The sequence below is a fragment of the Pseudoflavonifractor sp. SW1122 genome, assembly GCF_012027765.1.
GTDB lineage: Bacteria > Bacillota > Clostridia > Oscillospirales > Oscillospiraceae > Enterenecus > Enterenecus faecium.
The window spans coordinates 17,403-42,512 of record NZ_SJOS01000020.1; the positions used below are offsets into that span (position 1 = coordinate 17,403).

The window sequence follows — 25,110 nt, forward strand, 5'->3', positions numbered from 1 at the left end:
GCCCATGATCTATCTGGATGCGGCGGCCACCTCCTTTTTGAAGCCACCCTGTGTGGCCCAGGCTGTGGTGGATGCCATGCACACGGTGGGCTCCCCAGGACGGGGAGCCCATCCTCTGACGTTGGCGGCCTCCCGCACCGTGTGGGCCTGCCGGGAGGCGGTGGCGGAGCTGTTGGGTGCCACAGACCCCGCCCGGGTCTGCTTCACCCCAAACTCTACAGTGGCGCTGAACACCGCCATCTGTGGCTTGTACGGCCCGGGGGACCACGTCATCACCACCGCCCTGGAGCACAACTCTGTACTGCGCCCCCTGTATCGCCTGGAGGGGCTGGAGCTGACCATTCTTCCCGCCGACGAAACGGGTAACATCGACTATGGGGACTTTACCCGGGCCCTGCGCCCAAACACCCGGGGGGTGGTGTGTACCCACGCCTCCAATGTCACGGGCAATACCCTGGATTTGAAGTGTATCGGGAACTTTTGTCGGGCTCATGGTCTCACCTTTGTGGTGGATGCCTCCCAGTCTGCGGGAGTGCTGGAGGTGAACCAGCAGGCGGTGGGGGCGTCGGTGGTGTGCTTTACCGGCCACAAGGGGCTGTTGGGCCCCCAGGGCACGGGGGGATTGAGTGTGGCCCCGGATGTGACCCTTCGCCCCTTTGTAGTGGGGGGCAGCGGCGTGCACAGCTATGACCGCCGCCATCCCCGGGACCTGCCCGAGGGCCTGGAGGCGGGCACCCTTAACGCCCATGGCCTGGCGGGGCTGCTGGCTGGGATAACTTATATCAAAGAACAGGGCCGGGAAAACTTGTATCGGAAAGAGATGAAATTGGCCCGGACATTCATAGACGGAGTGCGGGACCTCCCCGGCGTGACGCTATACGGGGATGTGGACGCCCTCCACCGCACGGCGGTGGTGTCTTTAAACTTGGGAGAGGAGGATGCCGGAGCGGTGGCGGACGTGTTGGCCCAGGAGTTTGGAATCTGCACCCGGGCGGGGGCCCACTGCGCCCCTCTTATCCATGAGGCCCTGGGCACTTCAGCCCGGGGTGCCGTGCGGTTTTCCTTCTCCCATCTGAATACCCCCCAAGAGGTAGCCCAAGCCGTGGACGCTGTGTTTGAGCTGGTCCGGCGGCTATCACCCATATAAGGAGAAACCCATGTTGAGAAAACCTCAGCTTCGCCTGGTCATCACCTTTCACACCACGGCGGAGGCATTGAAAAGCGAGAAACTGGCCCGGGAGCAGGGCCTGGAGGGACGGCTGATTCCGGTGCCCCAGGTCCTCAGCGCCGGGTGTGGGCTGGCGTGGAGTGCCCCGCCGGAGACTCAGGCGGCCATGGAGACCGTGCTGGAGCGGGGGAATATCCACCCACAGCAGATCATTCAACTGACCATTTAGGAGGGATGCAGGTGGACAACGGATATCAAGCTCTGGCCCGGGCCCTGGACGAGAAGGGCTTGGTGTGGCGGGTTACCGCTCTGGAGGGGGAGACCCTGGGCCAGGCGGTCCAGTTGGAGCAGCGCCCTGCCTGGCTGGGCCACGGCTTCCAGCCCCCTTGTCAGACCACCGATGAGGGGGGGCGGGCGGTGCTGGTGGAGTGCCTGCGCCGGGAAAAGGCCCTGCTCATCTGCGGCGGCGGCCATGTGTCGGTGCCGGTGGCCCGGCTGGGAGTGATGCTGGGCTACCAGGTGACGGTGGTGGACGACCGGGAGGAGTTTGCCCAACCTCAGCGGTTTGAGCCGGGGGTAAACACGGTGTGCGCCCCCTTCGAGGAGTATCTGTCCCAGACCTTCCCCTGGGAGGAGTATCCCGACCTGTCCGTGGTCATCGTCACCCGGGGCCACGGAGGAGATGCCGCGTGCCTGCGTCAGGCGGTGAAGCACCCATTAACCTATCTGGGCATGATCGGCAGTAAGAGAAAAAATCAGGCCATCTTCCAGCTGCTCCAGGGGGAGGGGGTGGACCCCCAGGCGTTGGAGCGGGTCCACGCCCCCATCGGGCTGGACATCGGGGCCCAGACCCCCGAGGAGATCGCCGTTTCCATCGCTGCGGAGTGGATTGCCACCCGCCAGTGTGGCCAGGGCTCTGTCTTCCCCCGGGAGCTCCGGGAGGCGCTGCGGTCCGGGGCCGGGGGTGTCATGGTCACGGTGGTGAAAAAATCCGGCTCTGCCCCCCGGGGTGTGGGAACCCGGATGTTGATTCGTCCTGACGGCACCACCGTGGGCACTATCGGCGGTGGTCTGGCGGAATACCAGGCGGTGTGCCAGGGGCGGGACTTGTTGGACCACCCTCGCCCCATGTTGGTCTCCTATGACATGCGCTCCGGGGAAGCGGGGCGCTCCGGCATGATCTGCGGCGGCACCATTGAGGTGCTGTTTGAAGAGGTGTCAACCCAAGTATAAATGAAAAAATGCCTGTTCAGCTTCGGCTGGACAGGCATTTTTTATGGGCAAATGGTGCAGGAAATCCCACAGGCGGAGAGAAAATCCTTCACTTGGGCCGCCACCTCTTGGCGGCGAGGGTGGTCCGCCTGGGTGAGTAGGACATGGTACTTCTCTGGGGGCAGCCCTGCGGCGTCCATGGCGTCCTGAATGCAGAAGAGCACATCGGGGGTGTCCACGGTGTGTTGGGGATGTTCCGCCCAGTCCGGGCAGAGCTGGTAGCAGTGGACGCACTCGGCCACCGGGCGGTCCACAGCGGACAGCCCCGCCACCACCAGACACAGGTCGGTATCGGGCAAGATCACCGGTTCAAAGGAGCGGTGCAGCTTCAAGGGCAGCATTTTGGCCCCGTCTGCCTCGTACAGCACCAGCTGGGCTGTCTCACAGCCCAGTTCCAAAAGTTCCGGGGAGAGCGCGCGCAGCTTGCCTTCCTGAGAGGTACATCCGGCACAGGTGACCCCTGGCTGGGCCAATGCCTCGGCCAACTCCTGGGGTGAGGGGTCTATGAGAAGTCGATCACATACCGTGTCCGGGTAGGGGCGGATGCGGGTGGTGGTGGTCAGCAGTACCCGCCGCTGGCGGTGGGCCACAGCCAACCGCCCCAGGGCGGTGGTCTTTCCTCCCGCTCCGATGGCGGCCACAGAATGCATGGTCTCCAGAGAAATTGGCACGGGATATCCCTCCTGTTCCTGACTGTAATATCTAATTTATCAAAGCATAGTTGGCTGGAAATTGCAAGAGGAATTGAGGGAAAAAGTACCATTGCCCCGTAATGGGAGGCAATAAACTCCAGTATGAGAGAAACAGGACATAAATGGACACATATGGAGGGGAGACAGACAAGATGCACAAAAATCGAAAATGAGATTGAAAAAAAGTGGGTAATGTGCTTTAATTTAGTAAAATATCCATGGAGGAACAGCGGAGCGGCCCACGGGCCGGACATAGGAAGAGGGGGAGTTTACCGTGGTGTGGCAAGACAGAGACAAGGGTGAGAGTGGCGTGCAGTTTCCGTACCGTTACCGGGTCATGCTGGTGGACGACGAGGAGGAAGTGCGGGAAGGCGTGCGAGAGAAGGTGGAGTGGAACCGCTGTGGCTTTGAGCTGGTGGCCGAGGCGTCCAATGGCCAGGAGGCCTGGGAGACCGCCAAAACGGTAGCCCCCGACGTGGTGATTACCGACATTCGTATGCCCTTTATGAGCGGGCTGGAGCTGTGCCACAACCTGCGCACCATGTTTCCTGATATCTGCCTGGTGATTCTCACCGGGTATGACGACTTTGACTACGCCAAACGGGCCATTCAGGAGAATGTGACCGAGTATATCTTAAAGCCTGTGAATTTCGGGGAGTTTACCGCTCTCATGGGGCGAATTCGAGAGAAGCTGGACCAGCACCTGGCCAAGCAGTACGATTTGAAGCGGCTGAGAGAGCAGTACGAGATGAGTTTGCCTGCCATGCGGGAACAGCTGCTGGCCCGGCTGTTGGACAGCAGCGTCCAGGAGGAGTGGGCCCGGGAAAAGGCTCGGGAAATGCGCCTGACCATCATCGGAGAGAAGTGGACCATTGCCCTCATCCGCTACAACGGGGGAGAGGTGGCCAGTAGGGAGCGGGAGCTGCTGCCCCACATGGTGCGGCAGCGGGCGGAGAAGGAGTTGCCCCGGTACTGTCCTGTGATATGCTTCCTCTACCAGGACTATGTGGCGGTGTTGGCCACCATCGAGCAGCAGCAGGACATGCTTCAGCTCATCAACGGCATGCGCCAGATCTGCCTGTCCGCCCAGCGATTCCTCCAGCTGGAGCTGGCGGTGGGCATTGGCAGCACTTGCACCGCCCTGTCCCAGCTGCGCCGATCTGCCATGGAGGCCAGAAACGCTCTGGACTATCAGACCATGGTGGGGGAGGAACCGGTGGTGTACATCGGGGACATTGAGCCCCAGACCACCGAGGCCTCCGCTCTGGAGGGCTATTCCTTCCGGGAGCTTCTGGCCGCCATGCGCCTGGAGGACAACGACCAGATTGAGAAGACCGTGCGCAACTTTCTCTCGGTGCTGCGGGCCAAGAAAATGCCGGTGTCCCAGTACCGGCTGTCGGTGATGGAGCTGGCCACCGAGCTGCTGCGGGTTATCAAGACCTATGAGCTGGAGGACACCGACGATCTGTCCCAGCAGTTGGTGGAACTGACGTTACTAAAAAATCTCAACTCTCCCTGGGTCTTTGAGAGCCGCCTCATCCAGCTGTGCCAGCAGATCAGCCGCTCCATTGCGCAAAAGCGCAACAACGCCACCCAGCTGGTGGCGGAGGAGGCCAAGAGCTATATTCAGAAGCACTACAGCAACCCGAATCTGTCCCTGGAGTCGGTGTGCACCCATCTGCATTTGAGTGTCAGCCACTTTTCCACCCTGTTCAAGCAGGAGACGGGGTGCGGGTTTGTCAACTACCTCACCCAGGTGCGGCTGACCCAGGCGGCGTGGCTGCTGGACAACACGGACAGTGCGGTGGGGGAGATCGCCCAACAGGTGGGATACAGCGAACCGGCCTATTTCAGCTACGTGTTTAAAAAGAGGTACGGGGTCTCCCCCATGAAATACCGCTATATGAAGGAGAAGAGTGAAGATGGGGAGGGTTAAGCAGGTACTGACCCACTGGCTGGAGGGGTTTCGCAGCAAGAACATCCAGTATACCATCGCTCTGGCCTTTACCGGCATCACCCTGGTGGCTATGACGCTGGTGGGGATCGTGCTGTACACCGGATTTTTCTCCTCGGCGGAGACCATGATGAAGGAGAACAACACCCGTCTGGTGGAACAGATTGGACTGAACCTGGACATGTACCTGAAAAACATGATGCGGGTGTCCGAGACGGCCTACTACCGGGTGATTAAAAAGCACGACTTGGCGGTGGACGACATTGGGGAGCAGATCGAGCTGCTGTACGACGCCAACAAGGACCTGCTGGTGAGCATTGTCATCCTGGACCCCGAGGGCAACGTGCTGACCAGTGCCCCGGCAGCCAAGGAGAAGGAGACCCAGACGGCGAAAGATCAGGCGTGGTTCCGGGAGGCCCTGGACAAAATCGAGAACTTTCACTTCTCTCTGCCCCATGTGCAGAACCTGTTTGACGACCCGGACTGCCGCTACCGCTGGGTGGTGTCCCTGTCTCGGGCGGTGGAGCTGACGGAGAATGGACAGGTGGGCCAGGGCGTGCTGCTGTTGGACATCAACTTCTCCGGCATTGAGCAGATTTTCAACAACGCCGGATACGGGGACTCCGGTTACGCCTACCTGGTGGGGGAGGACGGGGAGATGATCTACCACCCCCGGCAGCAATTGGTGTACTCCGACCTCTTTGAAGAGGACAGTTTGGCCTACGTGGGGGAGGAGGACGGCAACTACATTGGAAAGGTGAGCGGGCAGGACTCGGTGATCACCGTCAAGACGGTGGGATATACCGGATGGAAGATTGTCCGGGTGGCCCCCGTGGGCATCTATTCCGATGACGTGCTGTTTATCCAGCTGGCGGGCCTCATTGGTGTGGTATGTCTGGCCATCCTCATCATCTTGGTCAACCAGTCGGTGTCTTCCCAGATTGCACGCCCAGTGGAACAGCTGCAAAAGTCGGTGGAGAAGCTGGAAAATGGAGATTTGGATGCAGAGATTGCCATCGGTGGCTCCTATGAGATTCAACGGCTGGGCAGGACAGTGCAGTCCATGGCCCAGGAGATGAAAAAACTCATGGCGGATGTGGTGAAGGAGCAGGAGTCCAAGCACAAAAGTGAGTTGGACGCCCTCCAGCACCAGATCAATCCCCATTTCCTCTACAATACCCTCTCTTCCATTGTGTGGATGATTGAGAAGGGGCGGGCGGAGGAGTCGGTGAACATGATCGGGGCTCTGTCCCGGTTGTTCCGCATCAGCCTCAGTAAGGGGCGCACCATCATCCGAGTGGGGGACGAGCTGGAGCATGCCAAGAGCTATCTCACCATTCAAAAGGTGCGGTATAAAAACAAGTTCACCGTCACCTTTGACACCGACCCAGAGGTGCTGGAGCTGTCCACGGTGAAGCTCATCATCCAGCCCCTGTTGGAAAACGCCATCTATCACGGGATGGAGTTCATGGACGGGGATGGAGAGATCACCGTGCGCTCCCAAATCCGGGATGGACAGCTGTACATTGCGGTGCAGGACAACGGGGACGGCATGCCGCCGGACCTGTGTGCCAAGCTGCTGGACCCCAACGCAAAAGTGACACAGGGGAAATCCGGCTCCCGGGGGTCTGGCCTGGGTATGCGCAACGTCCACGAGCGTATCCGCCTGGCCTTTGGGGCGGAGTATGGCCTGAGCATCCGCAGCAAATTGGGATGGGGAACTGTGGTGGAGGCACACCTGCCCTGCATTCCCTACGACGAAGAGAACGGGGGGGCCTGACATGCAAACAAAACGCAAATACAGTTGGGGATACCTGGCTCTGGCAGTGGTAGTGTGCGGTGTGCTGTTGGTGTCCTGGGGGAACCTGAGAAGGAAACAGCGCCTGTCAGAGCCGGTGGAGTTGTCGGTGATCGTGCGCTGGCAGTCCAGCGAGGTCTGGGAGAACATCCGACGGGGCATTGAGCTGGCCGCCCAGGACTACAACCTGGATGTCATGTATATTACCTTGACAGATGGAAACAGCGTTCAGGAGCAAGAGACCATGATTGATCGGGAGACCCAGCTGGACACCCAGGCCATTTTGCTCGCCGCCGCGGACCAGGAGGCCCTGTGCCAGACGGTGGAGGAGACCCAGAAGAAGATCCCCGTCATCTGCTTTGAGTCGGGGACGGTGTGTCCGGAAGACGTGATGTGTGTTTCGGCGGACAACTACGCCATGGGTCAGGAGCTGGGCAAGCTGTTGCTGGCACAGGGCATGGAGCAGGGCCAGGTGCTGCTGGTGGGGGCGGACAGCCCCTGCCAGAGCATCCAGGACCGGAAGGCAGGGGTGCTGTCCGTGTTGGAGGACTACCCCATCAGCACCACCGTATGCAGTGGGCTGGAAGAGGAGTCGGAGCTGACGGAGTACGACGCGGTTCTGGCTCTGGACACCCAGCCTTTGGAGGATGCGGCACAGCGCCTGGAGAGCCACCCACAGGAGGTGGTGCTGCTGGGCATCGGGGGGAATAACCGCATCGCCTACCACATGGAGCACAACGTCATCCAGGGAATCGTGGCCCAGAACGAGGTGGGCATGGGATACCTGGCGGCAAAGCAGGCGGCGGACGCGGTGCGCACCCGTGCCTCTCAGGAGGCTCCGGGGATTGAGTACCGGGTCATCACCAAAGAGACCATGTACGAGCGGGAGAATGAGCAGCTGCTCTTCCCCTTCGGGCTGTGATGGGAAAAGGGGAGGAAAGGAAAACATGAGAAAGGTATTGATAGCCCTGGTGATTTTGGCCGTGGGGCTGTCCGGGCTGCTGATCTGGCACTGCTCGGGCATTGAAATGGAGAACAACCAGGTTCGAATCGGGGTGACGGTGTACCAGATGGAGGACCCGTTCATTGCCCAGATTCCCCATTACATTGAGAAGATCGCCAAGGAGTACGAGGAAGAGCACGGAGTGCGGGTGTTTGTGGACGTGGTGGATGCCATGGGAAACCAGAACCTGCAAAATGACCAGGTGAGCCAGTTTTTGGACCGGGACTTTGACGTGCTGTGTGTGAACATGGTGGACCGCACGGCGGCGGGCAGCATTGTGGACAAGGCCATGCAGGCCGACGTCCCAGTGGTATTTTTCAACCGCGAGCCGGTGGAAGAGGACATGCGCCGCTGGGATAAGCTGTACTACGTGTGCTCCAAAGCGGACGAGTCCGGCGTGTTGGAGGGCGGCATTGTGGTGGATGCCTACCAGGCACAGCCGGAGCGCTGGGACAAAAATGGAGACGGAAAGTTGCAATACGTGTTGTTGGAGGGGGAGCAGGGGCATCAGGACTCCCTCATCCGCACAGAAGTCACCATCAAGACCATCACCGATGCAGGCATTGAGCTGGACAAGCTGGCGGGGGAGACCGCAGATTGGCAGCGGGCCCAGGCGGGGGTGCTCATGGAGCAGTGGGTCCAGGAGTTTGGGGACCAGATTGAGCTGGTCATCAGCAACAACGACAATATGGCCCTGGGCGCTCTGGATACCTACGCCGCCCTGGGCATTGAGGAGTTGCCCATGATTGTAGGCATTGACGCCATCCAACCGGCCCTGGACGCAGTGCGGGAGGGGCGAATGACCGGCACCGTTCTCAACGATGCCAAGGGTCAGGCCCAGGCCATTTTTGACCTGGCTTACCCCCTGGCTCAGGGGAAGGACCCGGTGGAGGACTATGAAACTTTGGAAAACCGCTATGTGTGGGTCGCCCACCAGGCGGTGACCACTGAGAATCTGGAAGAGATTGTGGCACTGCTGCAGTGAGGCGGGAAGAGCAGAGACTTATAAAAATTTACGAAGGACTTTCGAAAATCTATGGAATCTACAGGACCGTATTGACGGATGCTGGGGAGAATTGTAGACTGTACCCAGTCAATTTGATCCTACATCAAGATGATTCCTTCTTTTCCTTCCCCCTTTCATCCCGAGCGGACACGGCGTAAGCCATGTCCGCTCGGGCCGTTTTATAATTGCGTGCCGTAAGAAAAATAATGGACATTGCTCAAAAACACGAAGATGGAGAACGGTCATACAGCATAGAGTGAGATGATGAGACGATGACGTAACAAGAGAGATGGGGGACGAACAGGAGAAATACACCGATGTGTGCGCACCTCCTCGGGCAGTGATGACTGAGAATCTGGAGAAGATCGGGACACTGTGACAGTGAATGTGAAAGTGTCGGATACTTATAAAATTTTTCTGAAAAATTTAGAAATTTTACGCACTTTCACCAAAGTGGTTGACGAAAGAAAAGGGCCTGTGTAAGATTGACTCAGATCAAGGACGTGACTGTAAAATATTAAGAATTCGCGCAGTCAGGGCGGTATTCTGTTCTGAGAAAGGAGAGAAGGTCAGGAATAGAGAGAAGATTGTTGAGTGTGTAGCATCAATATCGTGATATGTTAAGGAGGTAAAACAATGAAAAAAAGATGGTTGGCTGCGGTACTGGCATGCTCCTTTGCCCTGAGTGCTGTGACTGCTCAGGCAGCGGATGTGCAGTACCTCTCCAAAACGGCCCAGCCCCAACAAGGGGAGAGTGTCACTGCCAGCGATTCGGAGTGGACCCTGCGCTCTCCGGACGGCAGCATCTCCATGACAGTGAATCTGGAGGAGGACGGAAGCCTTACCTATGGGGCCTATCTGGACGGAAATCCCTTCATCTGTGACGGCTCTCAGCTGGGCTTGAAGGGGGATTCCTGGGATCTCTCCACGGGGCTTCAGTTTGCGGACATGGAAGAGACCGCCATTGACGAGACCTACGAGATGCTCTCGGGCAAGTTCTCTCAGATTGACAACTCTGCCAACCAGCTTAGCCTGACCTTTACCAAGGAGTCGGTGCCCTACGAGCTGACGGTGGAGGCCCGAGCCTATGACGACGGCGTGGCATTCCGCTATCTGGTTAACGGCGGGGATGGCCAGCTGACGGTGGTGGATGAGACCAGTAGCTTTATCACCCCAGACAACGCCAAGACTTGGTCCTTTGGAGCCGGTGGCGGTGGCTTCAGCTATGAAGAGTTCTTTAATGAGAACACTGTCAACAACATGAACGGGGACTATGCGATCCCCCTGATGTATGAGGCCTATGACGACACTTACGTGCTCATCAACGAGGCAAACCTCATGACTTCCGACTTCTGCGGCTCCATGGCCAGCACATCCGCAGATAGCACGGAGTTTAACATCCAGTTTGTCAAGACCCAGGGCAGCCCTGTCACTACCCAGCTGCCCTTTGCATCCCCCTGGCGCTATGCTGTGGCAGGGGAGATGAAGACGGTGTATGAGAACACCATGGCGGAGAACCTCAGTGACGCTCCTGATGAGGATACCTATCACTATAGTGACTGGGTGGAGCCTGGTATCGTCTCTTGGACCTGGCTGGCAGAAGGGGAGACCCGAGGTGGCCAGCAGAACATTGAGGCAGTCAAGGAGTATATCGACATGGCAGCCACTCTGGGCTGGAAGTACTTCCTGTGGGATGACGGCTGGCAGATTGACCCGGCCAACAACTCCATGGGCCCCGAGGTGCAGGAGGTCATTGACTACGCCGCAGAGCGAGGCATTGGCATTCTGGTCTGGGTCAACGAGGACTATCTGGATACCCCGGAGGAACGGGAGTCCCGGTTCTCTATCTGGAGTGAAATGGGAATCAAGGGCATCAAGGCTGACTTCTTCGACGGTGAGCACCAGAGTGAGATTCAGGAGTACCGGGCCATCTATGAGGATCTGGCCAAGTACCACATGATCGGCATCATGCACGGCTGCAACAAGCCCACCGGCGATACCCGTACCTACCCCAACATTCTCTCCCGGGAAGCGGTGCGCGGCGATGAGTTCATCAACCGCACCCAGAACACCACAGACCACACCACCACTGCTCCCTTCATCCGGGGCGCTGTGGGGCCTGCGGACTATACCCCAATTTACAATCTGGAAAACAAGCATACCGGCCAACCTCTGGGCAACGGTGACGCCACTGTGGCCCATCAGCTGATGATCACGGTGCTCTTCGAGTCCGGTCTGCCTTGTATGGCGGACAGACGCGATACCTACATGAACAGCGATGCCCGGTACTTCCTGGACCATCTCCCCGCCACCTGGGATGAGACTCGGTACTTGGACGGCGAGGTGGGCGACCACATTACCCTGGCTCGCCGCAACGGTGATGCCTGGTATCTGGTGAGCAATGCCAATGAGAATGCCCGCCAGGTCACCTTTGATATGGCAGACTTCCTCCAGCCCGGCCAGACCTATCAGGCTGAAATCTATCGGGACGGCGAGGGCCGCTTCGATCTGGTGCGTGAGGTGATTGAGGTCACTGCAGAGGACACCATTACTGTAGATCTTGCCGCCCACGGCGGCTGTGCCATCAAGGTGCACCAGCCTCAGGCCATCACCAGCGTGACGCTGGAGGACACCATGGTCTCTCTTGAGAGCGGAGAGCGCTATTCCATGTCTTTCGCCATTGACCCGGACGATGCCAGCGTGTTGGGCCTGGAGTGGACCTCCAGCGACCCCGATGTGGCCCAGGTGAGCAGTGACGGCGTGGTCACCGCAGGCCAAGCAGGCCGAGCGATTATCACCGTGAAGGAGGCCAGCAGTGGCGTGTCCGACACCTGCTTGGTGGTGGTGGAAGAACCGGACTACGTTCTGGACAGTGACCAGTGGACCATCAGCAACGGTACTGGCGGTGTTCGGTTTGAGTCGGAAGACCGAATGGTCATGGACATGAAGGTGGGTGAGCTGGGACAGCAAACGAATGCTCAAAACGTTCTGCTCATGGATGCTCCTGATGGAGATTTTACCGCTGTGGTCCAGATCGACAATCCCGAGTTGACCAGCAATCACCAGTCCATTGCTCTGGCGGCTTATGCCAGTAATTCTCGTGTGATTGCAACTATGCGCCGATTCCATAGCGGCCTGGGCGGGAATGTGTTTGCAAAGCTCAGCTACAACGGGCAGTATGACGAGGGCAAGGTGGAGGACACCCAGAAGACCGGAGCTGCTTGGCTGAAGCTGGAGCGCCAGGGTGACACATTCATCCACTCCTACAGCTACAACGGCACGGACTGGGTGGAGATCGGCCGTTCCACCAACAACCCCGACGTGACCAACTGCCAGGATCTGAAGATTGCTTTGTACACTGGGACCGGACAGAGCAATGCCACTGTTTCCGGCATCGTCTTTGAGAACCTCACCATCAACGGAGAGACCGTAGCCTTTGCTGTGGAGGGGCAGAAGACTGAGCCCACCAAGATCACCGCAGTGGAACCTCTGGACCCCGTGACCGTGGATGCAGGGACCGCCTTTGACGCCTTGGGCCTGCCTGAGACCGTGACCGTCACTGTGGACTTCCAGGATTACACGTTGGACGTGCCCGTGACTTGGAATAGTCAGGACTACAACGCTGACCAGCCCGGCCAGCAGGTGATTTCTGGCACGCTCCAGCTGCCTGAGGGCTTGGAGAACCCCGACGAGTACACCGCCCAGGTTACCGTGGAAGTGCGAGGCGACGTGGAGGAGGCGGACAAGTCTCTGCTGGAGTACGCCTACAACTATGCTCTGGAGCAGGACACCTCCAACCTCATCCCCACTGTGGCTGCCAAGTTTGAGGCCGCTATGGCAAATGCCAAGGCCGTTTTGGACGACGTCAACGCCTCCCAGACGGAGGTGAACGCCGCCTTTGACCAGCTGGTGGAGGCCATCCATATGCTGGACTTTACCCGTGGCGACAAGACCATGCTGGGGCTGCTCATTGACCGAGCCGACGGCATGATGGTCGAAGCGGACAAGTATGTCACCGACACCTGGCAGCAACTGGTGGACGCCCTGGCCAAGGCCAAGGACGTGTACGCCGACGAGGATGCCATGGATAATGAGATTCAGCCTGTGGTGGATGAGCTGCTCAGCGCCATCCTAGCTCAGCGCTTCAAGGCAGACAAGTCCATCTTGGAAGAGCTCATCGGGAAAGACGAGGGCATGGACCTCTCCGGCTATACCGCCGAGAGCGTGGAAGTGTTCCGCACCGCTCTGGCCCAGGCTCAGGCCGTGCTGGCCGACGAGACCCTCACCGAGGATGACCAGGCTACTGTGGACGCCGCCGTGGAGCAGCTGACCCGGGCCATGGACGGCCTCACCGCTGGTGGAGCCCCTGAGACCACCGATAAGCCCCAGACCACGGACAAGCCGGAGACTACCAATAAGCCTCAGGCTACCCAGAAGCCTGAGAACAACGTGCCCCAGACCGGAGACCACAGCCAGATTACTCTGTGGGTGACCATGATGAGCCTGTGTGCCGCAAGCGCACTGATTCTGGTTGCCGTCAAGGGCCGCCGCAAGGCAAAGTAAGAATACCAATTCCTCCCCATCTGACGGGCGGGTGTGGCATCAAGCCACACCCGCCCGTAGCTTTCGCCGGGATTCTACTGTAGGTTGAAAAAATAACACCAGAAGGGAGATGGCCTTGGAAGGCGGAACATGCTAAGATGGACTTGTTGAGAAAGGAGGGGCAGATATGACTGTAAACTTGGGAGACAAGATTCGGCAGTTGCGCAAAGGAAAAGGCATTTCCCAGGAGGTGCTGGCCCAGTACCTGGGGGTGAGTTTCCAGGCAGTGAGCAAGTGGGAGACGGGGGATTCACTTAGATAAAGATACCACACCATTCCCACGCTGACTTTTGCTCAACCGATACAGCCGGAGGGCTGGATAACAAGAAAAGGCGGTATGCGCCCCGTAGAGGGGTAGCGTACCGCCTTTTCTTGTGGGGGGTTTCCAAAGGGGGCAACGCCCCCATTTGGCACACGACTTTGCGAAGCAAAGTGTAGTGTGTTATACGCTCTGTCGGCGTTGCCGTGAAAATGCCGTTGCCGCCGGGGAGGGGCGGCAGGAAAACAGGGCTGTGCTTGTGTGGCGTGGAGCCGCAAGCGCAGGTCTGTTTTCATCAGCAGACAGGGCGTATATGAAAGCCCCCGTCCCTCGTCCTACGCTCCGACTTGTGGACAAAGTGTCCCGAAGTTGTGGCTACACTCCCGGAAAAGTAACAGGACAGCGGGTAACCGTCAAGGCTGAAATGAACGGGTTTACACCCGGCCTTGACCGCCACCCGCCGTCCCACTGAATGGGTGGACAAGGCGGCCAATCCCTCAAAGTGCTTGTCCGCGCTCTTTCTGATTTTGAGGTGTTCAGTTTTTCAAAATTGAATAATCAAAATAAATTTTTTCGATTGAAAAAATTTTATTTGTTATCATCTTCAATGCCATATTTTTTCTTTTGCCGAATCACATAATTACTGATTTTTTCATCATATAGTGGATACTGGTAATCCAACTGGCATGCCACTTCTGACGAAACCTCCCGGAACAATGCCATACATTGTTCAAAGGATTCCCACATATGGGGATAGGAATCCATATTATAAGTGGACATAAGTCGTTCCCACAATTCCTCTGGGACATATTGCTTCATAAATTTATAGTTTTTTCCCAAACTGAAATGAAATCCCTGTTTGATACCAATCAGCCAGGAAATCATGCGAAGCAATTCTTTTCGTACTATATCATTCATATGGTCAATAGCAAAAAGAATTTCTTTGCGGCATAAGCCCTTTACTACATATGTTGTAGTATTCCAAAATTCATTACAGCAATCGTCAAACATTCTTTGAGTAGGCTTCTGCAAGTGGTAGTCTATATCCGTTGGTATTGGCGGCTTTACGATACGGTTGTCTTTATCCAACAGTAACTTTACCAGTTTATCCCATGTAAAATACTCGTCTATCAGTTCCAGCGGCAGCAAAGTTAAATCTATCTTAACATCATCAGTAAACAGCATTAAATATGAAAATCCCTTTTCTACAGCTGGAAATAATTCCATATCTTCCGGCTTTTGCAGAATCAACCTTTCACCAAATATATCTAGCCATTTATCATCACTTGTGAAGCTGTCCATATCCGTAACAAAAAAAGTAATATCAAAATCCTGAAAATCATCAGGCGGAATATTTGTATTTGTTCTAGATCCTTCCAAAGTAACCATGCGAATGCGTTTGTCTGTTTTTGCAAAATTCAAAACAATATCATAAACTTCCTTTTCTGATCTCATTTTTATCTCCTCCAATTATTGAAATAGGTGTGAAACCATTTTAGGGCTTTCCCGCCTTGATTACCCTTTAGCAAAGACGGGCGGGACTGTCAACGGCGGCGCATGAAATGCGCCGTTCATCTTGACCATTGACTGGCTCGGCTGGCTTTGCTATTTATTTTCTAAACTTTTATGCTTGTAGTTTTCGAGTTTCTTTCAGAATTGTTTAAGAATTTTTCAAATAGTATTCATTCAATATATCTGCTAAGGCTTTTGGATTTTCTTCATTGACAACATGGCCTGTATTCTCAATAATTTTCAATTCTGCGCTTCTAATACTTTGTGATAAGTAATCCGCTGATTTCATATTTGCACTGTCTTTCTTTCCGCAAAGAATTAAAGTGGGGCACTTAATATTTTTCACCCTATCACTGAAATCTAAATTCTTCATAGTGTCCCCTAAAGCAAATGTGTTCTTTTTATCAAATGCCATAGTTTCAAAAATAGATTTTGGTAAAAATCTGAAAATTATATTTTGAAAACTAAATGCTACTTTCGGGACTTTATATGGCGTTCCGATTAAAACTAATGTTTTCACTTTTTGCGGGAAATCCAAAGCAAAATTCAGAGCCAAAATACCACCTAATGAAAGACCGCATAAATGAATTTGTCCGTCAAATTCGTTACAATATTTTACAAATGAAGAATATAGATTTTCGTAGCTTGCCTCTTTCCCTTCAAGGATGGAGGATAAATTTGGACATACAATATCTTCGTTGTTTGTCATGTATGAAATTGTTTTTTCCCAACTTGTTGCTTTGTGTCCTGAGCCGTGAACAAATATTTTTGTTGCCATAAGTATCTCCTTTGAATTTTATGTTTTATTTTCCTGCCTGCTCAATCATCTTCTTCGCCAACTGCTGGAACAGGTCGGCAGTTTCTTTGTCCATCGGCGCAAGCTGTCCGATCTGTCCGGCTATCATCGCTGTTACATCGTCAATGGAAAGCGGGTTTTGTTTCTGCTCCGCCATAGTGTCCCGCATGGCTTGGAACATAGCGGCGGTCACAGCTTCTCCCGGCTGTTCCCCGTTGTCAATGTCTTTCTTAATGTCCCGCAGGATAGCAAGGAACACATTTTTGATTTTCTCTATCTCCGCTTCATGTTCCCCCATCTTCTGAGCGTTCAAAAGCTGTAAATCCTGCTTTGCTTCCGCCCGGTGTTCCGGGTGTTCTTTCATCAGGTCGGACAGGGAAGCCGTTGCCATCTCGATAAGCTGGTTTCGTGCCATTATCCCCTTTGCCGCCGTGTCCTGAAAATAAATCCGTATCAAATCTATCAGCTTGGGAAAATTCCTGTGTTCCAGTAAGCGATTGAGTATTTGCACATCAACAGCACCCGTCACAAGCCCCCTCACGGCTCCCTCGGACAAGCCTAATTCAGAAATATCGTAGCTTTTGCGGACGCTCACGGTAGACAAGCCCAGTATGTAGTCTGTCGATACCTTAAATTCCTTTGCCACACCTATGAGAATATCACTGCTGACCGTTCTCGTTTCGCCGCTGACAATGCGGCTCAACTGGGAAGCGGAAACGCCTATCTTCTCCGCAAGTTCCTTTTGTGTGATATGGTTTCCGTTGCATAAATCGGAAATCCGCTGTCCGGGTGTTCCGGGTAAAGCCATAGACACGCACCTCCTCCGCATACTTCCATTATACAGGATGATTGCAAAAATGCAATTTCCAAAGTGTAAACTTCATCAAAATGCAATTCTCGCAAAATTCCGGGGATTGCATTTTTTTCGTGTAGACTTAGGATAGTTCATCGATGGACAGCACCTTGAAAACAGAATGACCGTCCGAAAAGGAATACCCCGGCTGGGGAAGCACCGCAAGGAACCGGACTTCGGGACAAAATGTCCCGAAGCTGCGGGGAGCGTGCCAAAGCTGGAAATCCTTTCGGGGAAAACGGCAACGGAAAGCAAAATGGAGGGAACGCATGAGAAATAACCCCTATAAAGACTTGCCGCCGCTGGAACGCAGGCCGGACGGTTCCCTTTACCGCATGACACCGGCACAGAGGAAACAGGCGGCCAGCCTGATACGCCGGGAGTGCTGTTGCTGTGAGGACGGCAACTGCATTGTCCTTGACGATGGGGACACCTGCACCTGCCCGCAGACGGTTTCTTTCTCGGTCTGCTGTAAGTGGTTCCGCTGGGCGGTCTTGCCGCTGGACGGGACGCTGGAAGCGGAGATTTTCCGGGATAAGGACTTGAAACGCTGTGTGGTCTGCGGCGGTGTGTTCGTCCCCAAATCCAACCGGGCAAAATACTGCCCCGGCTGTGCCGCCAGAGTTCACAGGCGGCAGAAAACAGAAAGTGAACGGAAAAGGAGGTCTGCTGTGGACAGTTAGGAGCGAAAAAAGCCTTGATTTATCAGGCTTTGCAAGCCCCAAACCGGGGCAGGTGGTATAAAGTATCGCCCGCCCCGGAAAACGGGCTTCTAACCGTCCACAAAACGCACTATGACAAATACCATCTATATCCATCAGCCGGAAAAGGCGTTCAGCTTCACCCGGCTCCCGAATTTCCTCTTTGAAGCCCCCACATTCAAGCCCCTGTCCAACGAGGCAAAGGTTCTGTACGCCTTTATCCTGCGCCGGACAGAGTTGTCCCGCAAGAATGGGTGGGCGGATGACTGCGGACGGATTTTCCTGTATTACCCCATCTGCGAGGTGGTTGACCTGCTCCACTGTGGGCGGCAGAAAGCGGTGAACACCCTGCGGGAACTGCAATACGCCGGACTGGTGGAAATCCAGAAGCAGGGCTGTGGAAAACCCAACCGCATTTTCCCAAAATCCTATGAAGCGGTTCCAAACACTGACTTCAAGAAATCCCGTTCTGGTACGCCGGAGGACTGAAAACCGTACCCATGAAGTACGGAAACCGCCCCTCTTGAAGTACGAAAACCGGACGGTATATAGAAATACAAAGATTAAAATGATTTATTTATATCCATTCCATTCCTATCGTATCAGAGATAATTCCGGCGGGATTTTCCCTGTGGAAAACCCCGGATAGGAAAGGAATGGGGAAAGGAGCAGAATGGCACAACACGCAATTTTGCGGTTTGAGAAGCACAAGGGCAACCCGGCAAGGCCGCTGGAAGCCCATCACGAAAGACAGAAAGAACAATACGCCAGCAACCCCGACATTGACACAAGCCGGAGTAAATACAACTTCCATATCGTCAAGCCGGAGGGACGCTATTACCACTTCATTCAGAGCCGTATCGAGCAGGCTGGATGCCGGACGAGGAAAGACAGCACACGGTTTGTCGATACGCTGATAACCGCCAGCCCGGAGTTCTTCAAGGGGAAATCCCCAAAAGAGATACAGGCGTTCTTCCAAAGGGCGGCAGATTTCCTCATTGGCCGGGTAGGACGGGAAAATATCGTGTCGGCGGTGGTACACATGGACGAGAAAACGCCCCACCTGCATTTGACCTTTGTTCCGCTGACAAAGGACAACCGCCTGTGCGCTAAGGAGATTATCGGCAACCGGGCAAACCTGACGAAGTGGCAGGACGATTTTCACGCCTATATGGTGGAGAAATATCCCGACTTGGAGCGTGGGGAAAGTGCCAGCAAGACAGGCCGGAAGCATATCCCCACCCGGATTTTCAAACAGGCGGTTTCCCTCTCCCGGCAGGCAAGAGCCATTGAAGCCGCCCTTGACGGCATTAACCCGCTGAACGCCGGAAAGAAAAAAGAGGAAGCCCTCTCCATGCTGAAAAAGTGGTTCCCGCAGATGGAGAACTTCTCCGGGCAACTGAAAAAGTACAAGGTCACAATCAATGACCTGTTGGCGGAGAATGAGAAGCTGGAAGCAAGGGCAAAGGCCAGCGAAAAAGGAAAGATGAAAGATACGATGGAACGGGCAAAGCTGAAAAGCGAACTGGACAATTTACAGCGGCTGGTTGACCGTATCCCGCCGGATATACTGGCGGAACTGAAACGTCAGCAGCGGCACACGGTAAAGGAAAGGTGATAGATATAAGCAGAAATTTTCGCCGCCTTTGTGCGGCATTGTACCTTGAAAACTGAATATGGAGGACACTGGATGGCAAAAAGCGAAAGCGATATTTTCACACCCCGGACAGGGCAGGTCATACAAGCAGAGAACGGCACGCAGTATTTTGTATGTGGGAACAACCGTATAAAAATCTCCGAACACTTCGCCGCAGGCGGGAAGCCCCTCGGTGATCTGATTGTAGATGTGGTGCGGCATACCGCAGAAAAAGCCGCTTCAACCTGATAGCCCATCATTGATAACACGCCCACGCTTATGATATAATTGCCATAGAGCAAAAGTATTGTAAGCGTGGGTTGTTTCTTTAGAAGGAGGATTTTTAACGGTGAAACAACCTTACAATACTACGATTTACAACACGGCGCTTTATATGAGATTGAGCCGGGACGATGAAAACTATGGTGACAGCGTAAGCATTGAAACACAGCGGACAATCCTGCAACAGTACGCAAAGGAACAGGGGCTTCATGTAGTCGGTGAGTATGTGGACGATGGCTGGTCGGGGACGAACTTTGAACGGCCGGATTTTCAGCGCATGATGGACGATATGGAAGCCGGAAAAGTAAACTGCATTGTCACGAAAGACCTGTCCCGTTTCGGGCGGGAACATGTGATGATGGACTACTATCTGGAATTTCTGTTCCCGGAGAAACGGGTTCGCTACATCGCCGTTGCGGAGAATGAGGACACAGAGAAAGGGCTTTCCGATTTTGTCCCGTTCAAAAACCTGTTCAATGAATGGTTTGCGAAAGATACAAGCCGCAAGGTAAAGGCCGCTTTCAAAGCAAAGTTTGCCACAGGACAGCGTATCGGCGCCTATGCTCCCATCGGGTACAGGAAACACCCGGAAATCAAAAACAAGCTGATAATCGACGAGGAAACCCGCTGGATAGTGGAGAAGATTTTTGACCTTGCTATTCATGGCAGAGGGGCGGCCAGTATCACAAGAATACTGATTGCGGAAAAGGTTCCCACACCGGGATTTATCAACTTCCAGCGTGACGGGACTTTTGCAAACATCTATGCGGGTGCGCCGGAGGAAAAAAGCTACGCATGGACGATAGCCCAGGTCAAGAGCATTATGAAAGACGAAACCTATATCGGCCATACCATTCATTACCGGGAAACGAACATTTCCTTTAAGAACAAGCGGAGGGTACGCAAGCCCCAAAGTGAATGGGTGCGGGTGGAGAACACGCAGGAGCCGATTATCAGCGAGCAGGTTTTCCGGCAGGTACAGGAGCAGATAGCAAACCGCCGCAGGAAGTGCAAGGATGGTACAACGCAGATTTTTTCCGGATTGGTAAAATGTGCGGATTGCGGCTGGTCGCTGTCCTATGGGGAGAACAGGCAGAACAGCAAGCCTTACGGCCATTATCATTGTAGCAAGTACGGGCAGGGCACACGCCAATGCTCCATGCACTATATCCGTTATGATGTGCTTTATGCCTATGTCCTCTCCCGTCTGCAATACTGGTCGGGGCTGGTACAGCATGATGAAGAACGGCTCTTGAAGCAGCTGTTAAATGCCACTGATAAGGGACAGGCTGCCGCAAGAAAGAAGCAGGCCGCAGAACTGAAAAAGGCAGAGAAGCGAAAAGCCGAAGTCGATACTTTGTTTGCCCGGATGTATGAGGACTGGGCGGCGGGGCGTATCACGGAATACAACTTCTCTATGCTGTCCGGGAAGTACCAAAGCGAACAGGCTGAACTGGACGAAAAGATTGAACAGCTTCAATCCGCTATCGCCACTGAAAGCCAGAACGCCGTAGACGCAGAAAAATGGATTGCCTTGATGAAAGAGTGCGTCAATCCAACAGAACTGACCGCCGAACTTTTGAATATGCTGATTGAAAAAATCGTTGTCCATGAAGCGGTCAAAGGTGAGGACGGAAGCCGGGAACAGGAGGTAGAAATCTTCTACCGCTTTATCGGCAAAATTGATTGAATGATACCAATATCTTTAACTATGTGATACCGGGACGACGTTACCCGATGTGACGCTCATTCCTGCCATCGCCTCATTTTTTGGCGTGTCCACCGACGAACTGTTTGACTACAACCGATTGGAGGCGGAGCGGCGAGTCCGGGAGATCTGCCAGCAGGCCTATGCCTGCCGCCAGAGTGACCCGGTGCAATCCGAGCAAATTCTCCGGGAGGGACTGAAAAAGTACCCGGGAAACGATGTGATTTTAAACAATCTCCTCTACACCATGGCAGCCCCAGAGCGGGGAGAGGAGATGGTCACCATCTGCAAAACCCTGATCGAGGGCACCCATGACGACGCGGTGAAGTATGATGCCCTGCGCATTTTGGCACAGACCTACCACGACATGGGGCAGCAGGACCTGGTGGCCCACACCTTGGAGCAGATTCCTGAGTTGTATTTCACCAAGCTAGAGTGTATGGCCCTCCTGTTGGAGGGAGAGGCGGCCTTCAAGGCGGCCAGACAGCACATGGGCCTGTGCTTAGAACAGCTGGTGGAGATGCTTTTGGTCATGGAGCGACAGGCCCAAGGAGAGGGAGTGGACCAATATCGGCGTTTGGCCCAGCAGGTGCTGGAGTTATTTGAGCGGGAACTGAGGCCAGGGGGTGAGCTGGTTCGGGAAATCCGGGAAGAGCTTCTAGGGGGAGCACAGACATGAGAAGGGGACCCTTTGGACCCTCTGTGGGGCTGGGCGTCTGCTGCCAGTTGGCGGAGTATGGCGTCAAGCTGCTGTGCAGCCTGCTGTTGGCCCAGCTGCTGACCCAAGTGATGGACGGGACACTGAGCCCCATATATCCGTGGACGTCGGGCACCCTGCTGTTGCTGGTGGTCTCTGTGGGCCCGCTGTTTCTGCTCCGCCGGGCCTATGAGCGGGCGGTGGGGCGAGATGGACAGCGGTTCCGGGAGACGCTGTATGCTGGGATCTTGAGCCGGGAGTTGGAAGTGGCCAGCCGGGGCGAGCTGGAGGTGAAGCTGCGCCGGGATACCCAGGCGATTTTGAAGTTTGTTCAGCGGTCTTGCCCCCAGGCCGTGGGGGGCACTGTGATTTGGGTGGGCTCCGCTCTGTTGCTGTGCCACACCGACGGACGGGTGGGGCTGTTATTTTTTGCCCTGAACCTGGTGCAGCTGCTCCCCATTTTTGTCTACGAGACCTGGACCAAGCGCATTCACAACGAGACCTGTCAGGCGGAGGAGGCGGATTCGGCCTGGCTGGTGGAAGGATATCACGGGGCCCATGTCCTGAAATCCTACGGGGTCCAGGGCTGGTATCTGGCCTGCTTCTGTAAGCTGGAGCAGGCGGTGATGCGCTGGGGCTACCGGGCAGAGGGGGCGGTGACGGTGGAGGACGTGGTGTTCAAGGGCATTGACAGCCTGTTAAACTACGGAAGCTATGTGATCTTGGGCCTGTTTGTCCTGTACGGCGGCTTGTCAGCGGCGAAGCTGCCCCTGTTGGTGCTGTTGGCCGGGACCCTGTTCTCCTCGGTAAACGCCGTGTTTACCTGGTGGCTGGAGCGGGCGGAGTACCAAGCGGCGTGCCAGAGATTGCACTGGATGCAACGAGAGGACGTGGGCGAGACCCCGGAAGAGCCCATGTTACTGTCCTGTACTGGGGTGGAAAAGGCCTTCGGGGACAAGAGAATCCTGTCTGGGATTTCTCTGGACACTTTGCGGGGAGAACATGTCCTGCTCCGGGGCAAAAACGGGTCAGGAAAGTCCACCTTGCTGCGCATCCTGCTGGGGCTGGAGCGGGCAGATGCAGGTGTTGTTCTGCGGTGTTCCGACCTTGCCTACGCCCTCCAGGAGGAGGCACAGACCACCCTGACAGTGGGAGAACTGACGGAGCAGCTGGAGAAAACGCCGGGGATGGACTCGAATGCCCTCCACCGTCATCTGGTGGGCTTTCCATTGACGGAATGTATGGACCAGCCGCTTGCTCAGCTGTCTGGGGGACAGCAAAAGCGGTTCTTTCTGGCGGCAGCGCTGACCAAGGACAGCCAACTGCTGGTGTTAGACGAGCCCACCAATCACCTGGACCGGGAGAGCGTAGCATACCTCACCCAGGTGCTGCAAGATTACCCCGGAGCAATGCTGGTTTGCACTCACACGGCGTGGACAGCACTGCGGTGGGACAAAGTTCTCCACATGCGGGGAGGTGTAATCGGTGAAAAGTGAGAAAAGGCGGAATATGTGTCGGGACTGCGCCCGTCTCATGGCCGGGGCCATCATGGCTACCTGCCTGGAGTGCCTGTTGGGCATGGCCGCCCCCACGGTGGTCTCGCTTTTGTTGGGAGATATGGCCGACGCTCTGCTGGCCTTGGATGTCGCCGCCATTGGTGCCCGGTTTCCGGCGTTCTTGGGTGGTATCTTGGTGACGGTGCTGGTGGCGCCGGGGATGACCTTGGTGAAAAATTTGCTGCTCACCCGCCACGGTACTGCCTACGATATGTTTTTGATGGAGAGCACCTTGTGCTTGCCCTACAAGAGCCTGCATCAGGTGGACGCCGGGGACTACCTCCATCGGTTTGAGGTGGACCGGACCCTGTACTACTGCTGTGTGGTCCGTCTGCTGGGCTGTCCCCCAGCCATGGTGGCCTATGGGGTGTTGTTTGCCTGGATGGTGGGGAGACAGGGTTACCCCTGGGGGTACTGCCTGTGGGTGTTGGTGCTGTCCGGAGCTTCCGTGGTCTATGATGCAGTACGGGCCAGACGGAAGGCGGAGTGGAACAAGGAGACGGCGGACTATGAGGGGCAGCGGACCCAGCTGGAGCTGGAATTGCTGGCGCTGCGGGATATCAGCCACGGCTTTGGGCTGCACCCGTTTCTGCTGGACCGCATGAGACGCTGGTTTGATCGCTACTGGAAGTGCACAGGGCGGCGGCAGTGCGCCCAGACCGCCATGAGCCAGACGCTGCAAGGGTTCTGGGACTATGGCGTCCAGGTGGGGTGCATCTTGGTGGGAGCGGTGCTGGTAGCCCGGGGGCAGATGACCCTGGGCGGGCTGTTGGGCGGCTATCTGTTGATTCCCACCGTCAAACAGTTCTGGGTATCTGTGCGGCAGCTGGTGGAGGATGTCCAGAGCGAGAGAACATACGGCGCTCGGATGGAATACTTCTATCAGGCCCGGTAGGAGGAACCAGACGAAGGGGCAATACAGTCCCCAGAGACATTGGCGCTGCACAACGTGAGCTTCTCCTATGCGGCGGAAGACATGCCCGTTCTCTCCCAGATAAATTGGAACCTGTCCATCGGGGACAGGGTCCAGCTGATGGGGGAAAACGGGTGCGGAAAGTCCACCCTGGCGTCACTTCTGGGCGGCATCTATGCGCCAGATCAGGGAGAAATTCTGGACGAGAGGGGAGCGGTGGTATCGCTCCGGCGGCTGCGCCGCAGTGTGGCATTGCAAGAACAGGACAGCGTCATTTTCACGGGGACCGTGTGGGACAATCTGTTCTTACCGGAGCACAAGCGGGAAGCTGCTGCTCAGCTCTTGGCAGACCTGGCCTTTGCTAAGCCCTTGGAATATGCCATTGTGGGAGATGGAAAGAATCTGTCCCCCGGGGAGCGGAAGAAGATATTGCTCACCCGGGCTCTGCTGAAAGAGGCCTCCTTTCTCCTTCTGGACGAGCCGTTGAACCATCTGGACTCAGTGGCCCGGGAGGCGCTGGCGGTCAGACTGGAGGAGCGGCGGGGAGGCCTCTTACTGATTTCTCATGACCCGTGGTTGCCAGAGCGTCTGGGGCTGGAAAAACGCTGGATTTCTGCGAAATCTTCTTGCTGAACCCATGCCACTCTGATACACTGAACTTGAACCCATAAGGTCTCGGATGGGGAGAGAATACAGGAATGG

Annotated in this window: 22 protein-coding genes; 18 read left to right on the forward strand and 4 right to left on the reverse strand. The window is 55.6% G+C overall.

Going from position 1 to position 25,110, the window contains the following annotated elements:
- Window positions 1–4: 4 nt before the first annotated feature.
- From E0L15_RS06370 to E0L15_RS06380, 3 genes are read left to right on the forward strand one after another with little or no spacing between them, the layout of a single operon-like run.
- Window positions 5–1,147: an aminotransferase class V-fold PLP-dependent enzyme gene (locus E0L15_RS06370; protein ID WP_168124963.1), complete on the forward strand. Its 1,143-nt coding sequence runs from the start codon at window positions 5–7 to the stop codon at window positions 1,145–1,147.
- 10 nt (window positions 1,148–1,157) lie between these two features.
- Window positions 1,158–1,397 carry a DUF3343 domain-containing protein gene (locus E0L15_RS06375; RefSeq protein ID WP_347565978.1) on the forward strand — a complete coding sequence of 80 codons (240 nt, stop codon included), beginning with the start codon at window positions 1,158–1,160 and terminating at the stop codon, window positions 1,395–1,397.
- An 11-nt stretch (window positions 1,398–1,408) separates the two neighbouring features.
- Window positions 1,409–2,401, forward strand: a complete 993-nt coding sequence (locus E0L15_RS06380; protein WP_168124964.1) for an XdhC/CoxI family protein — start codon at window positions 1,409–1,411, stop codon at window positions 2,399–2,401.
- Between the two features lie 41 nt (window positions 2,402–2,442).
- On the opposite strand, the gene yqeC is transcribed toward E0L15_RS06380, so the two are convergent.
- Window positions 2,443–3,111 (reverse strand): selenium cofactor biosynthesis protein YqeC, encoded by a 669-nt coding sequence (gene yqeC / locus E0L15_RS06385; protein WP_168124965.1) that lies wholly within the window; start codon window positions 3,109–3,111, stop codon window positions 2,443–2,445.
- A gap of 331 nt (window positions 3,112–3,442) precedes the next feature.
- Between yqeC and E0L15_RS06390 the strand changes: the two genes are divergently transcribed.
- From E0L15_RS06390 to E0L15_RS06415, 6 genes are all read left to right on the forward strand, one after another.
- The gene (locus E0L15_RS06390; RefSeq protein WP_168124966.1) at window positions 3,443–5,068 is read left to right on the forward strand and encodes a response regulator; all 1,626 of its coding nucleotides are present in this window, start codon (window positions 3,443–3,445) and stop codon (window positions 5,066–5,068) included.
- Window positions 5,055–6,866, forward strand: coding sequence for a cache domain-containing protein (locus E0L15_RS06395; protein WP_168124967.1), 1,812 nt, complete (start codon window positions 5,055–5,057; stop codon window positions 6,864–6,866). Before E0L15_RS06390 ends, E0L15_RS06395 begins: the two co-directional genes overlap by 14 nt.
- A gap of 1 nt (window position 6,867) precedes the next feature.
- Complete coding sequence (locus E0L15_RS06400) at window positions 6,868–7,806, forward strand: substrate-binding domain-containing protein (protein WP_168124968.1); 939 nt, start codon at window positions 6,868–6,870, stop codon at window positions 7,804–7,806.
- A gap of 25 nt (window positions 7,807–7,831) precedes the next feature.
- On the forward strand, window positions 7,832–8,872 hold the full coding sequence (locus E0L15_RS06405) for a galactose ABC transporter substrate-binding protein (protein ID WP_168124969.1): 1,041 nt from the start codon (window positions 7,832–7,834) through the stop codon (window positions 8,870–8,872).
- 657 nt (window positions 8,873–9,529) lie between these two features.
- Window positions 9,530–13,456 carry a glycoside hydrolase family 97 catalytic domain-containing protein gene (locus E0L15_RS06410; protein WP_168124970.1) on the forward strand — a complete coding sequence of 1,309 codons (3,927 nt, stop codon included), beginning with the start codon at window positions 9,530–9,532 and terminating at the stop codon, window positions 13,454–13,456.
- A gap of 166 nt (window positions 13,457–13,622) precedes the next feature.
- Window positions 13,623–13,757 (forward strand): helix-turn-helix domain-containing protein, encoded by a 135-nt coding sequence (locus E0L15_RS06415; RefSeq protein WP_168124971.1) that lies wholly within the window; start codon window positions 13,623–13,625, stop codon window positions 13,755–13,757.
- A gap of 585 nt (window positions 13,758–14,342) precedes the next feature.
- On the opposite strand, the gene E0L15_RS06425 is transcribed toward E0L15_RS06415, so the two are convergent.
- The 3 genes from E0L15_RS06425 to E0L15_RS06435 form a co-directional block, all read right to left on the reverse strand.
- Window positions 14,343–15,209 (reverse strand): aminoglycoside 6-adenylyltransferase AadE, encoded by an 867-nt coding sequence (locus E0L15_RS06425; protein ID WP_001255868.1) that lies wholly within the window; start codon window positions 15,207–15,209, stop codon window positions 14,343–14,345.
- 205 nt (window positions 15,210–15,414) lie between these two features.
- The gene (locus E0L15_RS06430; protein ID WP_002584987.1) at window positions 15,415–16,044 is read right to left on the reverse strand and encodes an alpha/beta hydrolase; all 630 of its coding nucleotides are present in this window, start codon (window positions 16,042–16,044) and stop codon (window positions 15,415–15,417) included.
- A 25-nt stretch (window positions 16,045–16,069) separates the two neighbouring features.
- A complete protein-coding gene (locus E0L15_RS06435; RefSeq protein WP_002584986.1) occupies window positions 16,070–16,870 on the reverse strand; it encodes a helix-turn-helix transcriptional regulator in 801 nt (266 codons plus the stop codon).
- 314 nt (window positions 16,871–17,184) lie between these two features.
- On the opposite strand from E0L15_RS06435, the gene E0L15_RS06440 reads away from it, so the two are divergent.
- The 9 genes from E0L15_RS06440 (at window position 17,185) to E0L15_RS06485 (ending at window position 25,041) form a co-directional block, all read left to right on the forward strand.
- Window positions 17,185–17,598, forward strand: coding sequence for a cysteine-rich VLP domain-containing protein (locus E0L15_RS06440; RefSeq protein WP_002584985.1), 414 nt, complete (start codon window positions 17,185–17,187; stop codon window positions 17,596–17,598).
- Between the two features lie 111 nt (window positions 17,599–17,709).
- Entirely contained in the window at window positions 17,710–18,105 is a 396-nt protein-coding gene (locus E0L15_RS06445; RefSeq protein ID WP_002584984.1) for a replication initiator protein A, read from the forward strand.
- 184 nt (window positions 18,106–18,289) lie between these two features.
- The gene (gene mobV / locus E0L15_RS06455; RefSeq protein WP_002584983.1) at window positions 18,290–19,234 is read left to right on the forward strand and encodes a MobV family relaxase; all 945 of its coding nucleotides are present in this window, start codon (window positions 18,290–18,292) and stop codon (window positions 19,232–19,234) included.
- 72 nt (window positions 19,235–19,306) lie between these two features.
- Window positions 19,307–19,501, forward strand: a complete 195-nt coding sequence (locus E0L15_RS06460; protein WP_002334813.1) for a hypothetical protein — start codon at window positions 19,307–19,309, stop codon at window positions 19,499–19,501.
- A 145-nt stretch (window positions 19,502–19,646) separates the two neighbouring features.
- Entirely contained in the window at window positions 19,647–21,224 is a 1,578-nt protein-coding gene (locus tag E0L15_RS06465) for a recombinase family protein (protein WP_071599205.1), read from the forward strand.
- 49 nt (window positions 21,225–21,273) lie between these two features.
- Entirely contained in the window at window positions 21,274–21,921 is a 648-nt protein-coding gene (locus E0L15_RS06470) for a hypothetical protein (RefSeq protein WP_168124972.1), read from the forward strand.
- Window positions 21,918–23,435, forward strand: a complete 1,518-nt coding sequence (locus E0L15_RS06475) for an ATP-binding cassette domain-containing protein (protein ID WP_168124973.1) — start codon at window positions 21,918–21,920, stop codon at window positions 23,433–23,435. Before E0L15_RS06470 ends, E0L15_RS06475 begins: the two co-directional genes overlap by 4 nt.
- Window positions 23,425–24,390, forward strand: a complete 966-nt coding sequence (locus E0L15_RS06480; RefSeq protein WP_168124974.1) for a hypothetical protein — start codon at window positions 23,425–23,427, stop codon at window positions 24,388–24,390. Before E0L15_RS06475 ends, E0L15_RS06480 begins: the two co-directional genes overlap by 11 nt.
- A gap of 54 nt (window positions 24,391–24,444) precedes the next feature.
- Window positions 24,445–25,041 (forward strand): ATP-binding cassette domain-containing protein, encoded by a 597-nt coding sequence (locus E0L15_RS06485; RefSeq protein WP_168124975.1) that lies wholly within the window; start codon window positions 24,445–24,447, stop codon window positions 25,039–25,041.
- Window positions 25,042–25,110 lie beyond the last annotated feature (69 nt).